14 protein-coding genes are annotated in these 19,194 nt (G+C 68.0%); 7 read left to right on the forward strand and 7 right to left on the reverse strand.

Features of this window, described 5'->3' with window-relative positions; translation table 11 throughout:
• Window positions 1–255: 255 nt before the first annotated feature.
• The gene (locus CFB35_RS16460) at window positions 256–2,145 is read right to left on the reverse strand and encodes a hypothetical protein (protein ID WP_143328723.1); all 1,890 of its coding nucleotides are present in this window, start codon (window positions 2,143–2,145) and stop codon (window positions 256–258) included.
• A gap of 415 nt (window positions 2,146–2,560) precedes the next feature.
• Here CFB35_RS16460 and CFB35_RS16465 point away from each other — a divergent pair, with 415 nt between their 5' ends.
• From CFB35_RS16465 to CFB35_RS16490, 5 genes are all read left to right on the forward strand, one after another.
• The gene (locus CFB35_RS16465; protein ID WP_230951112.1) at window positions 2,561–5,626 is read left to right on the forward strand and encodes an autotransporter outer membrane beta-barrel domain-containing protein; all 3,066 of its coding nucleotides are present in this window, start codon (window positions 2,561–2,563) and stop codon (window positions 5,624–5,626) included.
• A 267-nt stretch (window positions 5,627–5,893) separates the two neighbouring features.
• Window positions 5,894–7,039, forward strand: a complete 1,146-nt coding sequence (locus CFB35_RS16475; protein WP_059573629.1) for a homoserine O-acetyltransferase — start codon at window positions 5,894–5,896, stop codon at window positions 7,037–7,039.
• Window positions 7,036–7,644 carry a methionine biosynthesis protein MetW gene (gene metW / locus CFB35_RS16480; protein WP_059573628.1) on the forward strand — a complete coding sequence of 203 codons (609 nt, stop codon included), beginning with the start codon at window positions 7,036–7,038 and terminating at the stop codon, window positions 7,642–7,644. Before CFB35_RS16475 ends, metW begins: the two co-directional genes overlap by 4 nt.
• A 116-nt stretch (window positions 7,645–7,760) precedes the next feature.
• Window positions 7,761–9,182, forward strand: coding sequence for an AmpG family muropeptide MFS transporter (locus CFB35_RS16485; RefSeq protein WP_089465241.1), 1,422 nt, complete (start codon window positions 7,761–7,763; stop codon window positions 9,180–9,182).
• Window positions 9,172–10,215, forward strand: a complete 1,044-nt coding sequence (locus CFB35_RS16490) for a M48 family metallopeptidase (protein ID WP_089465306.1) — start codon at window positions 9,172–9,174, stop codon at window positions 10,213–10,215. The genes CFB35_RS16485 and CFB35_RS16490 overlap by 11 nt, the downstream gene beginning before the upstream one ends.
• Before the next feature lie 3 nt (window positions 10,216–10,218).
• Here CFB35_RS16490 and CFB35_RS16495 read toward each other — a convergent pair whose 3' ends face one another.
• Window positions 10,219–11,163 (reverse strand): AraC family transcriptional regulator, encoded by a 945-nt coding sequence (locus tag CFB35_RS16495; RefSeq protein ID WP_059573626.1) that lies wholly within the window; start codon window positions 11,161–11,163, stop codon window positions 10,219–10,221.
• Between the two features lie 227 nt (window positions 11,164–11,390).
• On the opposite strand from CFB35_RS16495, the gene CFB35_RS16500 reads away from it, so the two are divergent.
• Window positions 11,391–12,443: an NAD(P)-dependent alcohol dehydrogenase gene (locus CFB35_RS16500; RefSeq protein WP_089465242.1), complete on the forward strand. Its 1,053-nt coding sequence runs from the start codon at window positions 11,391–11,393 to the stop codon at window positions 12,441–12,443.
• 106 nt (window positions 12,444–12,549) lie between these two features.
• Here CFB35_RS16500 and CFB35_RS16505 read toward each other — a convergent pair whose 3' ends face one another.
• The 5 genes from CFB35_RS16505 to gatC form a co-directional block, all read right to left on the reverse strand.
• Window positions 12,550–13,323, reverse strand: a complete 774-nt coding sequence (locus CFB35_RS16505; RefSeq protein WP_059573624.1) for an exodeoxyribonuclease III — start codon at window positions 13,321–13,323, stop codon at window positions 12,550–12,552.
• 34 nt (window positions 13,324–13,357) lie between these two features.
• Complete coding sequence (locus tag CFB35_RS16510) at window positions 13,358–14,197, reverse strand: polyphosphate kinase 2 family protein (protein WP_059646097.1); 840 nt, start codon at window positions 14,195–14,197, stop codon at window positions 13,358–13,360.
• Between the two features lie 118 nt (window positions 14,198–14,315).
• Complete coding sequence (gene gatB, locus CFB35_RS16515; protein ID WP_089465243.1) at window positions 14,316–15,791, reverse strand: Asp-tRNA(Asn)/Glu-tRNA(Gln) amidotransferase subunit GatB; 1,476 nt, start codon at window positions 15,789–15,791, stop codon at window positions 14,316–14,318.
• A gap of 4 nt (window positions 15,792–15,795) precedes the next feature.
• Window positions 15,796–17,286, reverse strand: a complete 1,491-nt coding sequence (gatA, locus tag CFB35_RS16520; RefSeq protein WP_011546474.1) for an Asp-tRNA(Asn)/Glu-tRNA(Gln) amidotransferase subunit GatA — start codon at window positions 17,284–17,286, stop codon at window positions 15,796–15,798.
• Window positions 17,287–17,355: 69 nt separating this feature from the next.
• Window positions 17,356–17,655 (reverse strand): Asp-tRNA(Asn)/Glu-tRNA(Gln) amidotransferase subunit GatC, encoded by a 300-nt coding sequence (gatC, locus tag CFB35_RS16525; RefSeq protein ID WP_059573621.1) that lies wholly within the window; start codon window positions 17,653–17,655, stop codon window positions 17,356–17,358.
• Between the two features lie 366 nt (window positions 17,656–18,021).
• Between gatC and CFB35_RS16530 the strand changes: the two genes are divergently transcribed.
• Entirely contained in the window at window positions 18,022–19,065 is a 1,044-nt protein-coding gene (locus tag CFB35_RS16530) for a rod shape-determining protein (protein WP_004189550.1), read from the forward strand.
• Window positions 19,066–19,194: the final 129 nt, after the last annotated feature.

Below are 19,194 nucleotides of genomic sequence, written 5' to 3' on the forward strand. Positions count from 1 at the left end.
CCGAGTGAATTGTGTAATTTGTCAGGAAATCGATGACCGCCTCTCGATGGCCGAGCGCGATCGCGATCGGCGGCGCATGCATCAGGGCGCCGCCGAAACGCAAATCCGGTCGTGCGGCCAACGGGGCGTGCTCGATCCGCAGCGGGAAGCGACGCTGCGGATTCCTGTGCCATTGCCGCCATGCCGCCGGTCGATCGTCCGGGTTCGACCGACACACTCGCATCCGATAGCGCGGCCCCGATGGCGCGGCCCGCGTCAATACACGTGGCCGATCGTCACCGCGCGCTGTTGTTCGGCATCGACGGACGGCCCGCTCGACGCCAGGATCACGCTCGTCGCGACGTCGCGGTATGGGCGCTGCGGCGGCATGTCGATCGCGACGCTGCGATGCCGCGCGGTGGCCACGGAGGCCATGACGTTGTCGTAGAGCGGATCGCCTCGGCGAAAACGCCCGTACCGCTGGTCGCCGTCGGTCTTCATGGCCGCGGTGCGCCAGCCGGTGTCCCGCGCCGCATCGGCATGCGCCGTGCCGCGCGCGATCCGTGAAGACGCTCGCGCCCCCTTGGACACGCGCCCGCTCGTTTCGGGCCGGACCAGCGCCGCGGCCATCTCCACCGCGCTCGGCAAACCGTCGATGACGGCCGGCCGCTCGGGTGCGCGCGACGCGTACGCCAACACGTTCCGTGTATCGGCAACGATCGTCGGGAGCCCTTCGGAAGCATGTCCGTTTTTCGCGCCGCGCGCGCCGCGACCGGGCTGGCTTCGTTCTCCGGCACCCGCGCCGAGCACCGCCCTCGTGGAGACGCGCGTCGTCACGCGCCACGCTTGAGAAGCGAACGCGGTGCCGCCCTGCGGGCGCGCGCCAAGCTCCGGCAGTGTCTGACGCTGCCCGGCGATGCTTGCGACCCGGGCCGCAAGCTCGGGAAGACTCGCCGACGTCGCCAGCATCGCGGCCCGTTGGCCGTCGAGCGGCCGCGCCGATCCGGCCACGCGCACCGCAGGCGATAAGGGCGACGCGAAGGCTGCGTCACTGATCCGTGCTTCGGCAGGCTCGGCGCCGCCGTGCGCGACCGTCGAGACCGCTCCCGTCGCCGGCTTGGGCAACGCAGCCAAAACCGGCTTCAACGTATCGAGCAAGCCGGTCAGCGACCGCGGCTCGACGGACGCCGCACGTCGCTCGGACAACGCGTGATAGGCCACCTCGCCGCCCAGCGTGGACAACGCGATACTGGGCGGCGCGGCACGCGTCGGACCCGACAGATCGAACGGGAATCGCGAAACGAGTGACGCGACGCCTTCGCTCGCGTCGGCCGTGAGCGCTGGCGCGCCGCCGGGCGACGGGTGTGTCCGCGCATACGCGATCTGATCCGCGTAAAACGGTTCTCCGGCCAGGCCGCGCCCCGATGCGTCGCCGCGGTCCGCACTCGCCGTGCGGACCGCCCCGGCTTCGTCGTGCACCGCCGCACCGCCCGCCGCGGCGTAGCGCGCGAGCGCGTCGGCCACCTGATCGGCATAGAACGGGGAATCCGTCGCGCCGGCCAGTTCGACGGCGACGCCGGGCAATGGGGGCAGGTCCGGGGACGCGACGCGGGCCAGACGCTCACCGTCGAGCATCCGCGCGCGCAACGGCTCGGCCGCGCCTGTATAACTGAGCACGGGCCCGCCGCGATGTGGCCGGAACAGATCGAAACGTTCGTCCGGCAGCGGACCATTCGGCAGCGGCGGCCGGTCGGCCAGGCTGTCGGCCGCGAGCGGGCCGCCGAGCGGACGATCGTCGAGTCCGGCGGCGATGGCCGGCCGCCGCACCGGCGCGAACGGGGTCGCTGGAAACGCGGATGGCGGCGGGACGGGATGGGGGGCCTTCTCTTCGTCGACGCGAGGCTGCACAGGCGGATCGGTCCGCTCGTCGACATCGCGCACGCCCGCCGGCGGTGCCACCGACGACGCGGGCGCCGGCACGCTGCGCGGCACCTCGGACGCCGGCGCCCGTGCCGCTCCGGAGTCGTCCGGTGCGCACGAACCGAGATACGGCGCGGTGGCCATCAGCGCAGCCGTCATGACACCGGTGCCGCCCGCGCTTCGCTTCGCCCATTCCACCGCTGCGGCTCGCGCGCGCCGGCCTTTCCTGCTCGTTCCGTTCGTCATGCTCGTATCGGCCGCCCCATGCCCGCCGGTGTGCGCCCTTGTCCATTCGAGGTAAGCCGCAAATCTAGCCAAGGGCACCGGCATCAACAATGGGACAGATATTTGAAATCAACACCGAGACACGCAGACACGTCTGATTTATCGACACAAAGCGCCCCGCCCCACCCTGATCGCATGCGTTGGATCAACCGTCGAAAGGCGCTGCCGCTCATGCCTGCAAGCCAACGCGGGCCGGGTGCAGTCGGCGATTGGGCGCCCGGGCATTCGGTGCAATGCGCGTCGGGTTCCGATCGAACGTGCCGCATCCGGCCATTGCGATCGTGCGACTCGTCTGCTTGAACCAATTCGACGCAAATGCCGCCGCCGGCCGTCGCCCGTTCCTGACCGTCTTCATGCAACTGCCGGGCCGTTGCTCATGGATTCCGCAAGATTCGAACTCGTCCAATTTCCAAACTCGCGCTGGAAAGTTACTTTTCGCCCGTCGCAACAAGGAGGTACACGGGTGAACCACCGTCGTTTTCCATTTTCCCGAGCACGCACCGGCCGCCATCTCGCGCATTCCGCACTGATCGCCGGCGCCGTGATACCGTGGCCGTCCGCCGCGCAAGTCACCGGCGGCCCGCAACAGGCCAACGGCATCGAGCTCGAAGTCGCGCCGGGCGACTATTCGACATCCCAAATCGGCCAGTCCGTCCTGTCCGCGATCAACGGCGGCCGCCTGACGACCGCCGGCAAAACCCGCGCGTTCTCGACGGGCCACGTCGCGGCCGGTGCCGCCGCATCGGGCGCCGGTTCGAGCGTGGAACTGCGCGATACCGAAATCCGTACGCGCGGCCGCAACAGCATCGGCATCGACGTCCGTCAGGGCGCCAGCGCGTCCGCGCAACGCTCGTCGATCGACACCGACGGCGATTTCGCGCACGGTGCGTACGTCAACGGCGCGAACGGCCAGCTCCGCATCTCGGACAGCGTGATCGTCACGCGCGGCAAGGAAGGCTCCGGCATCGCGGTGAATGGCGCGCCGGGCGGCACCGTCAACGTCGCCGATACGTTGATCAGAACCAGCGGCCTGATCGCGACCGGCCTGTCCATCAGTTACGACGGCGCGCACGCCACGCTGGATCGCACCGATATCCGGACGGACGGCGACTACGCGTCCGTGTTGTACCTGCCGAGCGCGTCGACGGTCGCATTCAACGACTCGTACCTGGAAACGGGCGGCGACGCCGCCGTCGGCGTCGATACCCGCGCGGGCGACGTCGCACTCGCACGCACGCGCGTCGTCACGCACGGCACCAGCGCGCACGGGCTGTATGCGTCGAAGGAGTACGCCGACACGCCGGTCGTCGACGCAACCGATACGCACGTGACGACCACCGGCGACCGCTCGATCGGCGCGATCGCGCGGCTCGGCGGCAAGATCGCGATGACGCGCGGCAGCATCGCAACCGACGGCGAGCGTGCACGCGGCGCGATGTCGAGCGGCACGGACTCCGTCGTCGCCCTCACCGACATGACCGTCGACACGCGCGGGCCCGGCGCGAGCGCACTTCATGCGAGCGCCGGCGGCCGGATCGACCTCGTGCGCACCGCCGCGCGCGCGAGCGGCGACGATGCCTATGCCGCAAGCGTGTACGACGGCGCACTGACCATCGACGACGGTTCGCTCGTCAGCGAGCGGCACGGCGCAATCGATGCATCCGGCGCGACCATCGTGCTGCGCAACGGCACGCGCGCCGGTGGCGGCAACGGCACGTTGCTGTCCGTGCATGCGCAACCCGACGCGCCGGTGCGGCTGACGCTCGACACCGGCTCGCATGCCAACGGCGACATCGTGAATCACCCCGCCGCCGACGGCAGCCCGACGCATGCGACAACAGACGTCACGCTGTCCAATGCGTCGGCCTGGACCGGCGCGACGAACGCGGTGCGCACGCTGGCGCTCGACACGGACAGCCGCTGGACCGTCACCGCGAACTCGTCGGTCGGCTCCGTCGCGCTGAACGACTCGACGATCGCGTTCGCCGATCCGGCTGCCGGCGCGCCGGCGACGCCGCGCACGCTCGTCGTATCCGGCGACTACGCCGCGCGCAACGGCAAGCTGGTTCTCCATACGACGCTGCAGGACGATGCATCGCCGACAGACCGGCTCGTGATCGACGGCGGCCATGCGTCGGGCGACACCGGGGTCGTCGTCAAGCGCGCCGGCGGCAACGGTGCGCCGACGACCGTCGGCATCCCGATCGTCGAAACGCGCAACGGCGGTACGACGGACGTGTCGGCATTCACGCTCGACGCGAGTTCCGACGGCTACCGGCAAGGATTCGGCACGTTGTCCGCGGGTGGCTATGACTACATGCTGAAGCGCGGCGGCGGCGGCGACGGCGGGCGGGACAACGACTGGTATCTCGTGTCCGCGGCAAAGCCCGAACCGCCCGTACGGCCCGTACCACCGCTGCCGCCCGGCCCGGTGAACCCGGATCCGCCGATCGAACCCGAAACCACGCCGCCTGCGCGCACGACCGCCCCGGAGCCGGACGCCTATCTGGCGAACGCGGATGCGGCATCGACGATGGCAGTCCATACGCTGCATCAGCGCAACGATCGCTCATTGCGCACGGAGGCCGCCGGCCCGCTCGACGGAGCCGTGTGGCTGCGCGCCGAGGGCAATACGACGTCGATGTCGGGCAATGGCCGCAGCGTGTCGGGTAACGGTCGCCTGATTCACGCGGGCGCCGATCTGCTCCGCTTCGACGATGGTCGCGGCGGCAGCTTCCGAATCGGCGCGATGGGCATGTACGGTAGTCAGACCAGCTGGTCGACGCGCCCGCTGTGGAATGCGATCGAGCATCGCGTGATGAACGCCACCGCGCGCGGCAGCGTGTCGGGCTACAACGCGGGCGTGTACGGCACGTGGTACGGCAGCCGCGACATCCTGACCGGCCCTTACGTCGATGCGTGGTTCATGTACGGCGCCTACGCGAACAGCGTCGGGGGCAGCCTCGCGGCCGATTCGTATCGCTCACGCACCGTGACGGGTTCGATCGAGACCGGCTATTCGTTCGGATTCTACGAGCGCGGCGACACGCGGTTCTTCGTCGAGCCCGAAGCGCAGCTCGTCGTGTCGGACTACCGCGCGGAGGCGCACGGCACGGCCGGCGGCCGTCTCGACGGGCAGGGTGCAACCGACGTGCTGACCCGGCTCGGCGTGCGCGTACACGGCGTGACCGCGATGCCGAACGGGCGTGAACTTCGGCCGTTCGTCGAAGCGAACTGGTGGCACGGTCCCGGCTCACGTACGCTGACGCTCGACCGCAACGCCTTCTCGTTCGACGTGCCGCGCGACCGCGTCGCGGTCAGGTTCGGCGCCACCGGGCAGGTGAGCCGCCAATTCTCGATATCGGCGAGCCTTGGCGTCGAAGGCAATCTGTCCGACTACTCGGTGGTAACCGGGCAGCTTTCGGCGAAATATCGCTGGTGACGGCCGCGGCGGCCGACGAGCGGCGGAATTCGCGCGCCCGCCGAATTCCGCTATACTTTGCCGACTTGCCGCCCCTGGCGGCAGGTCGGAAGCGCGCCGATTTGCTGACTCGATTGCGGGCGCGCGAACCGGCCGGGGTTTGATGCGTCGATGCGTCGCTCCCCCGGTGGGTTCACTACAAATGCGGCTAAAGAGGTCGTCAGCCGCGCACCTTCGCCTCCGCGCATCGCCGACACCGTTTAGCCGCCCAGTCATAAGGCGGAACGAATGGAATCGATCGGCATCGTCGCTCCACAGACCATGCACTTCGCCGAACCGCTGCGCTTGCAAAGCGGCAGCGTGCTCGGCAACTATCAGCTCGTCGTCGAGACGTACGGCGAGCTCAACGCCGCGCGCTCGAACGCGGTGCTCGTCTGCCACGCGCTGAACGCGTCGCACCACGTCGCCGGCGTCTATGCGGACGATCCGCGCAGCACCGGCTGGTGGGACAACATGGTCGGCCCGGGCAAGCCGCTCGACACCAACCGCTTCTTCGTGATCGGCGTGAACAACCTCGGGTCGTGCTTCGGCTCGACGGGCCCGATGAGCGTCGATCCGTCGACCGGCAAGCCGTACGGCGCCAAGTTCCCGGTGGTCACCGTCGAGGACTGGGTGCACGCCCAGGCGCGCGTCGCCGACGCGTTCGGCATCGAGCGCTTCGCGGCCGTGATGGGCGGCAGCCTCGGCGGGATGCAGGCGCTCGCATGGAGCCTGATGTATCCGGAGCGCGTCGCGCACTGCATCGACATCGCGTCGACGCCGAAGCTGTCCGCGCAGAACATCGCGTTCAACGAGGTCGCGCGCTCGGCGATCCTGTCCGATCCCGATTTCCACGGCGGCGACTATTACGCGCACAACGTCAAACCGAAGCGCGGCCTGCGCGTCGCGCGGATGATCGGCCACATCACGTACCTGTCCGACGACGACATGGCCGAGAAATTCGGCCGGGCGCTGCGCCGCGCGGACGGTGCGCTCGACGCGTACAACTTCAGCTTCGACGTCGAGTTCGAGGTCGAGTCGTACCTGCGCTACCAGGGCGACAAGTTCGCCGACTACTTCGACGCGAACACCTACCTGCTGATCACGCGCGCGCTCGACTACTTCGATCCGGCCAAGGCGTTCGACGGCAACCTGACGGCCGCGCTCGCGCATACGCAGGCGAAGTACCTGATCGCGAGCTTCTCGACCGACTGGCGCTTCGCGCCCGCGCGCTCGCGCGAGATCGTGAAGGCGCTGCTCGACAACAAGCGCACGGTCAGCTACGCGGAAATCGATGCGCCGCACGGCCATGATGCGTTCCTGCTGGACGACGCGCGCTATCACAACCTGATCCGCGCGTATTACGAACGAATCGCCATCGAGGTGGGAGCATGAACCAGCAAGCGCTGAATTCCCTGTCCGCGCGCGCGGACTTCCGCACGATCGCCCGCTGGGTCGAGCCGCGCTCGAGCGTGCTCGACCTCGGCTGCGGCGACGGCTCGCTGCTCGCGCTGCTGATGGAAGAACTGGACGTGACCGGCTACGGGATCGAGCTGAACGACGCGGGCGTGCTCGCGAGCGCGAAAAACGGCATCAACGTGATCCAGCAGAACCTCGAGGACGGCCTGCGCCTGTTCGAGGATCACAGCTTCGACATCGCGATCCTGTCGCAGACGCTTCAGACGATCCACCAGACCGCCGCGATCCTGCGCGAAACCGCGCGGGTCGGGCGCGAATGCATCGTGTCGTTCCCGAACTTCGGCTACTGGGCGCACCGGCTGTCGGTGCTGCGCGGCCGGATGCCGGTGTCGAAGTCGCTGCCTTATCAGTGGCACAACACGCCGAACGTGCGGGTGCTGACGATCAAGGATTTCGAGGCGCTCGCGCCCGAAGTCGGCGTCACGATCCTCGACCGCGTCGTGCTGCACGAAGGCCAGCCGATTCGATGGGGAGCGAACTGGCGTGGTAGTCTTGCTGTCTATCGCGTCAAGCGCAGCTGAGCCGGGGAGCCGTTGACGGAAGATCCGGCCCGCCCACGCGCGCGGCCGCCCCACCTTCGCCGGCCGCGCCGCCCGCGCTGCCGCCGCCTTCAGTCAACGCTACCCAGTTCCAGTCCATGTCGAAAACGCCACATGAGGCGCCCGCACTCACCGCTCACGAGGATCACCCCGGCTGGCGCGCCTATCTGAACAAGCACATGCTGATCTGCGTGTTCCTGGGGTTCACGTCGGGTCTGCCTCTGTTCACGCTCGTCTACCTCGTGCAGGCATGGCTGCGCTCCGAGGGCGTGAACCTGAAGGAGATCGGCCTGTTCGCGCTGATCCAGTTCCCGTATACGTGGAAGTTCCTGTGGGCGCCGCTGATGGACCGCTACATCCCGCGGCTGCCCGGCTGGCGGCCGGGCCGTCGGCGCGGTTGGCTGCTGCTCACGCAGGTGCTGGTCGCCGGCGCGATCGCCGCGCTCGGCTTTGTGTCGCCGCGCGACTCGATCTGGACGGTCGCCGCGCTCACGACGCTCGTCGCGTTCTTCGGCGCGAGCGCCGACATCGTGATCGACGCGTACCGCCGCGAACTGCTGCGCGACACCGAGCAGGGCCTCGGCAACGCGGTGCACGTGAACGCGTACAAGCTCGCCGCGCTGATCCCCGGCTCGCTGGCGCTGATCCTGTCCGACCACATGCCGTGGGACGCCGTGTTCGCGATCACCGGCGCATTCATGCTGCCGGGCATCCTGATGACGCTCGTCGTGCGCGAGCCGGAAGTGGCCGGCGCGCCGCCGCGCAACCTGCGCGACGCGATCGTGCTGCCGTTTCGCGAATTCATCCAGCGCGACGGCTGGGCCGGCGCGCTGCTCGTCGTCGCGTTCATCTTCCTGTTCAAGATCGGCGACACGATGGCCACCACGCTGTCGACGTCGTTCTTCCTCGACATCGGGTTCACGCGCACCGAAATCGGCATCGTCGCGAAGACCACCGCGCTCGTCGCGAGCGTCGCCGGCGGCATCATCGGCGGCATCTGGCTCGTGAAGATCGGCATCGGCCGCGGGCTGTGGATCTTCGGCGCGCTGCAGATGGTGTCGACGCTCGGCTTCGCATGGCTCGCGCAGCTCGGCCCCGGTTCGCCCGTGCTCGCGATGCTGTACGACTTCACCGTGTCGACGAGCCACGCGATCGCGGCCGCGCTGTCGGTGTTCGGCATCGCCGTCACGCCGCAATTCAGCCCGATGACGGTCGCGCTCGCGATCGTCTACGGCTTCGAAACCTTCACGACCGGGCTGACGATGGCCGCGTTCGTCGCGTACATCGCCGGCACGACCGATCCGCGCTACACGGCCACGCAGTTCGCGCTGTTCACGAGCCTGGCCTCCGTGCCGCGCACGCTCGCGTCGGCGGCGAGCGGCTTCATCGTCGCGAAGATCGGCTGGTTCGACTACTTCATCGTGTGCACCGCGCTCGCGATTCCCGGCATGCTGCTGCTGTTCAGGATCGCGCCGTGGAACGGTGCCGCGCGCAACGGCGAGGCGAGCCGTGCGCGGTAACCGCCTGCGCCGTCTCGCACGCGTGGCGGCCGCGTTGGGCGTCGGCGCCGCGGCGCTCGCCGCGCACGCGACCGACACCGGCGCGACGGCCGCGGGCTCCGCGCCGGCCGCGGCGCAAGCCACGCCGCCCGCCGCTGCCACGTCTGCCGCGCCCGCCCCGCCGTCCGCCGCCGAAGGCGCGCAGCCGACCGGCGCCGCGGTGCCGGCGAAGGCCTATACGCCGACGCCGCAGCAGGTCCGCTACGGCAACGCGATCGCGTTCCGCACGCTGATTCCGTCGCCGCTGCTCGAACAGCTCACCGCGAACGAATACGCGCAGATCGTGCAGACGGCCGCCGACAGCAACCGCCTGCTGCCCGCGAACCAGCCGCGCGTGAAGCGCCTGCGTGCGATCGTCGCGAAGCTCGCGCCGTATTCGGTGAAGTGGAACGACCGCGTGAAAAGCTGGGCATGGGACGTCAATGCGATCCGTTCGCGCGACATTCGCCTGACCTGCCTGCCGGGCGGCAAGGTGCTCGTGTACGGCGGCATGCTCGAGCGTGTGCGCCTGAACGACGACGAGCTCGGCGTGCTGCTCGCGCACGGCATCGCGCATGCGCTGCGCGAACACGCGCGCAGCAACTTCGGTGCGACCTCGCAGACGTCGCTGCGCGCGGCCGCGCTGCCGCCGCTGTTCGGCGTCGGCGATCCGCTGCCGCAGGCGCTGAACCTCGGCGAGCGCCTGCAGTCGCTCCACTACGATCCGACCGACGAGACCGAAGCCGACGTGATCGGCGGCGACATCGCCGCCCGCGCGGGCTTCGATCCGCGCGCGGCGATCACGCTGTGGGACAAGCTCGCGGCCGCGACGCGCGCGAACAAGGCGACGGGTTTCATCTACACGCATCCGTACGGCGCCGCGCGCCGCCAGGATCTGCTGAACCGGCTGCCGGACCTGATGCCGCTGTACGCGAAAGCAACGGGCAAGCGCGTCGAATCGCTGCCCGACTACGCGGGCATCAGCGCGCAGCGGCGCAAGGTCGTGCGGCGCTGAGCGCTACGCGTGCGCGTCGGCCATCGCCGGGCGCACGCCGCTGTCACGCATCCAGCGCACCTCGTCGCCGGGGCTGCGGCCGAACAGCCGCTTGAACTCCCGGCTGAACTGCGATGCGCTCGCGTAGCCGACCCGCGCGGCCGCCGCGCCGGCGCCGAGCCCGTCGCGCACCATCATCAGCCGCGCCTGGTGCAACCGCGCGGTCTTCACGTACTGCATCGGCGACGTCGCCGTCACGTGCTTGAACTGCGCGTGGAACACCGCGAGGCTCATCCCGGCTTCGCGTGCGAGCGTCTCGACGTCGAGATCGGCCTTCAGCTCCGCGTGGATGCGCCGCAGCGCCTTCGCGATGCGGCCGAAATGATGCTGCTGCACGAGCGCCGCGCGCATCGCGTCGCCCTGCTCGCCCGTCAGCACGCGATACGCGATCTCGCGCATGATCGCCGGCCCGAGCACGCGCGTGTCGTGCGGCGACGCGAGCGCTTCGAGCAGCCGCACGACGGCATCGGCCAGCGGCGCATCGAGCGGCGTCGAGTACACGCCGAGCGGCTCGCTGACCGCCGCGCCGAGCGTCTCGTCGAGCAGGATCGCGAGCTCGGCGATCACCGCGAGATCGACGCGGATCGAGATCGCGAGAAACGGCTCGTCCGTGCTCGCGAACGTCTCGCATTCGAACGGCAGCGGCACCGACAGCACCAGGTATTGCTGCGCGTCGTACACGAACGAGCGGTCGCCGAGATAGCCGAGCTTGCGCCCCTGGCACACGACGATGATGCTCGGCTCGTACAGCACCGGCATGCGCGGCACGGGATGCGTCACACGGATGAAGCGCACGCCGTCGAGCGCCGCGAGCGTGTCGCCCTCGTTCGGCGCGAGGCGCGTGTGCAGCTCGATCATGCGGCGCTGCAGGCGTTCGCCCGCGTCGGCCAAAAGGGGCTGGAAGCTCATCGGCGTGGTCCTGTCCGGCAAGAGAATCTGGCTCGCAATGTAGCACCTTGAACGTATTTTGACGGCCGTTCGCGGCCAATTCGAGAGGAATAGGCAAATCTTCCAGACCTTCGTGTATTTCGCCGCGGCGCCGCGCTCCTTACGATGAGGGCCTGTCTCGCCGCATCGCCACAGGGTGCGGCGGCAGTCTGTTTCGCCGGATGTTTTCCGGACAAGGAGCCCATTGCATGAGCACGACCTATGCCTACGCGGCGACCGATTCGCAATCGCCGCTCGCCCCGTTCGAATTCCAGCGTCGCGCGCTGCGCGACCTCGACGTCCAGATCGACGTCCTCTACTGCGGCGTCTGCCACTCGGATCTTCACCAGGCGCGCAACGAATGGCGCAACACGATCTACCCGGTCGTACCGGGCCATGAAATCGTCGGGCGCGTGACCGCGACCGGCCCGCAGGTGTCGCGCTTCAAGGTCGGCGAGCTGGTCGGCGTCGGCTGCCTCGTCGATTCGTGCCGCACCTGCGCAAGCTGCGAAGAAGGCCTCGAGCAGTATTGCGAGAACGGCTTCGTCGGCACCTACAACGGTCAGGACCGCGTGACGGGCGACATCACGTACGGCGGCTATTCGACGCAGCTCGTCGTCGACGAGGCGTTCGTGCTGCGCGTGCCGGACACGCTCGACCCGGCCGGCGCCGCGCCGCTCTTGTGCGCGGGGATCACGACCTACTCGCCGCTGCGGCAGTGGAACGTCGGCCCCGGCAAGAAGGTCGGCATCGTCGGCCTCGGCGGCCTCGGCCACATGGGCGTGAAGCTGGCGCGCGCGATGGGCGCGCACGTCGTGCTGTTCACGACGTCGCCGTCGAAGATCGAGGACGGCAAGCGGCTCGGCGCGCACGAAGTGGTGATCTCGAAGGACGAAGCGCAGATGAACGCGCACCTGAACAGCTTCGACTTCATCCTGAACACGGTCGCCGCGCAGCACGACCTGAATCCGTTCCTGAACCTGCTGAAGCGCGACGGCACGATGACGCTCGTCGGCGCGCCGGAGCACGACCATCCGTCGCCGCAGGTGTTCAACCTGATCTTCAAGCGCCGCCGCCTCGCGGGTTCGCTGATCGGCGGGATCGCGGAAACGCAGGAAATGCTCGATTTCTGCGCGGAGCACGGGATCACGTCCGACATCGAGACGATTCCGATGCAGCAGATCAACGCCGCTTACGAGCGGATGCTGAAGAGCGACGTGAAGTACCGGTTCGTGATCGACATGGCGTCGCTCAAGCAGTAAGCGCCGCGGCAAACGAAACGGGCCGCCTGTCGGACAGGCGGCCCGTCTTGCATCCGGCGACCGGACGAATGGCTCGGCGGCTGCGCGCCAGGCGCGGCGCCGGCCATCACTTCGTGTAGTCGTAGTCGATCGTCAGCGGCGCATGGTCGCTGAACTTGATGTCCTTGAAGATCGACGTGCGTTTCGCGGTGCCGGCCACGCCCGGCGTCGCGATCTGGTAATCGATCCGCCACCCGACGTTCTTCGCGTACGCCTGGCCGCGGTTGCTCCACCACGTGTACTGCTCGGGACGCGGGTCGAGCGTGCGGAACACGTCGACGTAGCCGACGTCGTCGAACAGCTTCGTGAGCCACGCGCGCTCTTCCGGCAGGCAGCCCGAGTTCTTCTGGTTGCTCTTCCAGTTCTTGATGTCGATTTCCTTGTGGACGATGTTCACGTCGCCGCACAGGATCACCTCGCGCTTCTTCTTCAGCGCGGCGAGGTGCGGCATGAATTCGGCCATGAAGCGGTACTTCGCCTGCTGGCGCTCCTCGCCGCTCGAGCCGGACGGCACGTACACCGACACGACCGACAGCTTGCCGTAGCGCGCCTCGACGTAGCGCCCTTCCGGATCGAATTCGCTGCTGCCGAAGCCGATGATCACGTCGTCGGGCTCGCGGCGGCTGTACACGCCCGCGCCGCTGTAGCCCTTCTTCTCCGCGTGGTGGAAATAGCTCTTGAAGCCGTGCGGCTCGACGAATTCGGCCGGCAGGTCGTCGGCCGATACCTTGATTTCCTGCACGCACACGCAATCGGCGTTCTGTTCGCCGAGCCAGTCGAAGAAGCCCTTCTTCGCGGCGGAGCGGATGCCGTTCAGGTTGGCGGTAATCACTCGCATCATGTCGGGTTCCGTTCAGTTCGATGTTTTTACAGGGTTAACGGATCTTCACGCCTTCGAGCTCGGGCTTCGGCGGCGGGAATTCCAGCTTCATGTCGGTCATCGTGCGCAGCAGCAACTCGGCGATCATCACGTTGCGGTGCGTCTTCGAGTTCGCCGGGATCACGTACCACGGCGCATGCTCGGCCGACGTCGCGGCGAGCGCGTCACGGTACGCGGACTGGTAGGCGTCCCAGTGCTTGCGCGCGTCGAGATCGGCGATGTCGAATTTCCAGTGCTTGGTCGGATCGTCGATGCGCGCCTGCAGCCGCTCGCGCTGCTCGTCCTTCGAGATGTGCAGGAAGCACTTGACGATGGTCGTGCCGTTCTCGAACAGCATCGTCTCGAAATCGCGGATCTGCCGGTAGCGGCGCTCGCACTCCTTGTCGCCGATCGCGCCGAGCACGCGCGGCACGAGGACGTCCTCGTAGTGGCTGCGGTTGAAGATCGTGAGCTCGCCCGCGGCCGGCACCTGCGCATGCACGCGCCACAGGAAGTCGTGCGCGGCCTCGATCGGCGTCGGCGCCTTGAACGGCACGATGCGCAGGCCAAGCGGATCGACGTCGCGAAACACCGCGCGCACGGTGCCGTCCTTGCCGCTCGTATCCATGCCCTGCAGCACGAGCAGCACGCGCTTCTTCTGCTGCGTGTGCAGGCGCTCCTGCTGCACGTCGAGCTCGGTCGACACGGCCGACAGCCGTTCGCGGTCGGCCTCCTTCGAGCCGGACGAAAACGGCTTCGCGGCCGGGTCGAACGCGTCGAGCTTGAATGCGGCGGCTTCCTTCTCGCGCGTGCTGTACGGCACGCGGAAATCGTCGAGCGACGGTTGTTTCGCCATTCGTTCCTCCGTTGGGCGGTGCGATGCATACGATAACGCATCCACCAAATGCGACGGGCCGCCCCGAACGCGTCCGGTGCGGCCCGTCGTCAAGCGCGGGTCAGGCGCGCGCGCATGCTCAGCCGAGCTTCTTCTTCAGCAGTTCGTTGACCTGCTGCGGATTGGCCTTGCCCTTCGTCGCCTTCATCGCCTGGCCGATCAGCGCGTTGAACGCCTTTTCCTTGCCCGCGCGGAATTCCTCGACCGACTTCGCGTTCGCCGCGAGCACTTCGTCGATGATCGCTTCCAGCGCGCCGGTGTCGGAGATCTGCTTCAGCCCCTTCGCGTCGATGATGCGATCGGCCGCGCCTTCGTCGGTCGCCTTCTCGTCCCAGATCGTCGCGAAGATTTCCTTCGCGATCTTGTTCGAGATCGTGCCGTCGGCGATGCGCTGCAACAGCTGTGCGAGCTGCGCGGCCGACACCGGAATCGCGTCGATCTCGATGCCGTCGCGGTTCAGCTGCGACGACACGTCGCCCATCAGCCAGTTCGCGGCGATCTTCGCGTTCGCCGCGCCGGCCTTCGCGACCACCGCCTCGAAGTACGCGGCCATCGCCTTGCTCGACGTCAGCACGCCCGCGTCGTACGCGGACACGCCGTATTCGTCGACGAAGCGCTGCTGCATCGCGGCCGGCAGCTCGGGCATGCCGGACTGCACGCGCTCGATCCAGTCCTGGCCGATCACGAGCGGCATCAGGTCGGGATCGGGGAAGTAGCGGTAATCGTGCGCGTCTTCCTTGCTGCGCATCGAACGCGTCTCGCGCTTGTCCGGATCGTACAGGCGCGTTTCCTGCACGACTTCGCCGTCGTCCTCGATCAGCTCGATCTGACGGCGCACTTCGTAGTTGATCGCTTCCTCGAGGAAGCGGAACGAGTTCAGGTTCTTGATTTCCGCGCGCGTGCCGAACTTCTCCTGGCCGACCGGGCGCACCGACACGTTCGCATCGCAGCGGAACGAGCCTTCCTGCATGTTGCCGTCGCAGATGCCGAGCCACACGACGAGCGCGTGCAGCGCCTTCGCGTACGCGACGGCCTCGGCCGCGCTGCGCATTTCCGGCTCGGTGACGATCTCGAGCAGCGGCGTGCCCGCGCGGTTCAGGTCGATCCCGGTCATCCCGGCGAAGTCTTCATGCAGCGACTTGCCCGCGTCTTCCTCGAGGTGCGCGCGGGTCAGGTTGACCGTCTTCTCGTACGCGGGCTTGCCGGCCTTTTCGTTGGCGGGCACCTGGATCGTGATCCGGCCGCCCTGCACGACCGGAATCTCGTACTGGCTGATCTGATAGCCCTTCGGCAGATCGGGGTAGAAATAATTCTTGCGCGCGAAGATGCTGCGCGGCGCGATGGTCGAGCCGATCGCGAGGCCGAAGCGGATCGCGCGCTCGACCGCGCCGCGGTTCAGCACCGGCAGCACGCCCGGCAGCGCCAGGTCGACCGGACACGCCTGCGTGTTCGGCTCGGCGCCGAACTGCGTGGATGCGCCCGAGAAAATCTTCGAGACGGTCGACAGTTGCGCGTGCGTCTCGAGACCGATGACGACTTCCCACTGAGTAGCCATATGCTTACACCCCCGCCGGAACTTGCTTGTGCCAGTCGGTCGCGCGCTGGAACGCGTCCGCGACCTGCAGCATCCGGGCTTCGTTGAAATAGTTGCCGATGATCTGCAGGCCGACCGGGCGCTTCGCGTTCGCGCCCGCGCCGAAGCCGCACGGCACGCTCATGCCGGGCAGGCCCGCGAGGCTCACCGACAGCGTGTAGATATCCGCGAGATACATCTGCACCGGATCGTCGCCCTTCGCGCCGAGATCCCATGCGACCGTCGGCGACGCCGGGCCCATGATCACGTCGCAGGACTTGAACGCTTCCTGGAAATCGTTCGCGATGATGCGGCGGATCTTCTGCGCCTGCAGGTAGTACGCGTCGTAGTAGCCGTGCGACAGCACGTACGTGCCGACGAGGATCCGGCGCTTCACTTCCGGCCCGAAGCCTTCGGCGCGCGACTTCTTGTACATGTCGAGCAGGTCGCCGTACTGCGCGGCGCGGTGGCCGAAGCGCACGCCGTCGAAACGCGACAGGTTCGACGACGCCTCGGCCGGCGCGATCACGTAGTACACGGGGATCGACAGTTCCGTCTTCGGCAGCGACACCGGCACGAGCGTCGCGCCGAGCGCTTCATATTGCTTGAGCGCCGCATCGATCGTCGCGCGCACGTCGTCGGCGAGGCCGGCGCCGAAATACTCGTTCGGCAGGCCGATGCGCAGGCCGGCGAGCGGCTTGCCCGCGTCGTTGCCGGCCGCCCACGGCTGGCCGAGGTGACGCGTGAAATCTTCGTCGTCGCGCTCGAGGCTCGTCGAGTCGCGCTCGTCGAAGCCGGCCATCGCGTTCAGCAGCAGCGCGCAGTCGGACGCGCTCTGCGCCATCGGGCCGCCCTGGTCGAGCGACGACGCGAACGCGATCATCCCGTAGCGCGACACGCGGCCGTAGGTCGGCTTGATGCCCGTCACGCCCGCGAACGACGCGGGCTGGCGGATCGAGCCGCCGGTGTCGGTGCCGGTCGCGGCCGGCGCGAGGCGCGCGGCGACGGCGGCCGAGCTGCCGCCCGAGCTGCCGCCCGGCACCGCGTTCGTGTCCCACGGGTTCTTCACCGCGCCGAACGCCGAGTTCTCGTTCGACGAGCCCATCGCGAACTCGTCCATGTTGGTCTTGCCGAGCGTGACCATGCCGGCCGCCTGCAGGCGGGCGACGACGGTCGCGTCGAACGGGCTCTCGTAGTTCGCGAGCATCTTCGAGCCGGCGGTCGAGCGCCAGCCGCGCGTGACGAACACGTCCTTGTGCGCGATCGGCAGGCCGGTGAGCGCGCCGCCCGCGCCGCGCGCGAGCTCCGCGTCGGCGGCTTTCGCCTGCGCGAGGGTGAGGTCGGCGTCGACGTGGACGAACGCGTTCAGGTCGCGCGCGGCGTCGATCCGTTTCAGATAGTGCTGCGCGAGCTCGACGGCCGAGCATTCCTTGGCGGCGAGCGCGGCGCGCAGTTCGGTCAGGCTTTTTGCGTGCATTGAGTGGTTTTCCTGGGAATTCTGGGTAGCGCGCGGCGCTGGACGGCCGGCGCGCTTGTCATCGAATGCTTACTCGATCACCTTCGGCACGAGATAGAGGCCGTCCTGGACGGCCGGCGCCGGACGCTGGTTGTCGTCGCGATTGACGAGCTCCGTCACGGCGTCGTCGCGCAGGCGCTGCGCGACTGCCTGGATCTGTTCGATCGGGTGGGCGAGCGGCGCGATGCCGGCGGTGTCGACCGCCTGCATCTGCTCGACGAGGCCGAAGAATTCGTTGAGCTGGCCGAGCATGTGCTCGGCGTCGGCGTCGGCCATTTCGAGTCGCGCCAGGTGCGCGATGCGTTTCACATCGGTCAGGGTCAGGGCCATGCGATCACCGGAAAAACAAGGCTGCGCAGTGCATCGAAGCAGCACTGCGGCGGGGGGTTGGAGGGTGCGATCCCACCCTCAAAAATCGGGGCCGAAGCGGCAAAAATACCGCCCGTTTCGATTCAAATACCGTGAAATTATAAGGTATCATTACGCGTTCGACCCAAACCCGGCAGCCTTTTCCCGCACCGTTTCGCCTTGTTTCGGCAAGCCGTGCGTGCTTCGTGCGATCCCCGGTAGACATCACTCGCAGCTTCGTGCGCCGCGGCGGCCGCTTCCGCCACGCTTCCCGAGGCTGTTATTTTTTCCGCTGCCGCCCTCAGCGCTCGCTATGCAGGGCCGGCCCAGAGCGAAACAGGATTCTGAATGTTCGGTTTTTTGCGCAGCTACTTCTCCAACGATCTCGCGATCGACCTCGGCACCGCAAACACCCTGATCTACATGCGCGGCAAGGGCATCGTGCTCGATGAGCCGTCCGTCGTGTCGATCCGCCAGGAAGGCGGCCCCAACGGCAAGAAGACGATCCAGGCGGTCGGCAAGGAAGCCAAGCAGATGCTCGGCAAGGTGCCGGGCAACATCGAGGCGATCCGCCCGATGAAGGACGGCGTGATCGCCGACTTCACCGTCACCGAGCAGATGATCAAGCAGTTCATCAAGACGGCGCACGAGTCGCGCATGTTCTCGCCGTCGCCGCGCATCATCATCTGCGTGCCGTGCGGCTCGACCCAGGTCGAGCGCCGCGCGATCAAGGAAGCGGCGCACGGCGCCGGCGCGTCGCAGGTCTACCTGATCGAGGAGCCGATGGCGGCCGCGATCGGCGCGGGCCTGCCGGTGTCCGAAGCCACCGGCTCGATGGTCGTCGACATCGGCGGCGGCACGACCGAAGTCGGCGTGATCTCGCTCGGCGGCATCGTCTACAAGGGCTCGGTGCGCGTCGGCGGCGACAAGTTCGACGAGGCGATCGTCAACTACATCCGCCGCAACTACGGGATGCTGATCGGCGAGCAGACCGCCGAGGCGATCAAGAAGGAAATCGGCTCCGCGTTCCCGGGCTCCGAAGTCAAGGAAATGGAAGTGAAGGGCCGCAACCTGTCGGAAGGCATCCCGCGCAGCTTCACGATCTCCAGCAACGAAATCCTCGAAGCGCTGACCGATCCGCTGAACCAGATCGTGTCGTCGGTGAAGATCGCGCTCGAACAGACGCCGCCGGAACTCGGCGCCGACATCGCCGAGCGCGGGATGATGCTGACGGGCGGCGGCGCGCTGCTGCGCGACCTCGATCGCCTGCTCGCGGAAGAAACCGGCCTGCCGGTGCTCGTCGCGGAAGATCCGCTGACCTGCGTCGTGCGCGGTTCGGGCATGGCGCTCGAGCGCATGGACAAGCTGGGCAGCATCTTCTCGTACGAGTGATCGCCCAGTGATCGCCTAGGCAGTCCCGTTTGATATGACGCACCCGCGGCGTGGCCGGATCGCTCGTTCAGAACGAACCGCCGCGCCGTTTGCGCGTCTGAGCATTATTTAACCGATCACACGCGCCCG

The sequence above is a fragment of the Burkholderia sp. AU16482 genome, assembly GCF_002223285.1.
GTDB classification, from domain to species: domain Bacteria; phylum Pseudomonadota; class Gammaproteobacteria; order Burkholderiales; family Burkholderiaceae; genus Burkholderia; species Burkholderia semiarida.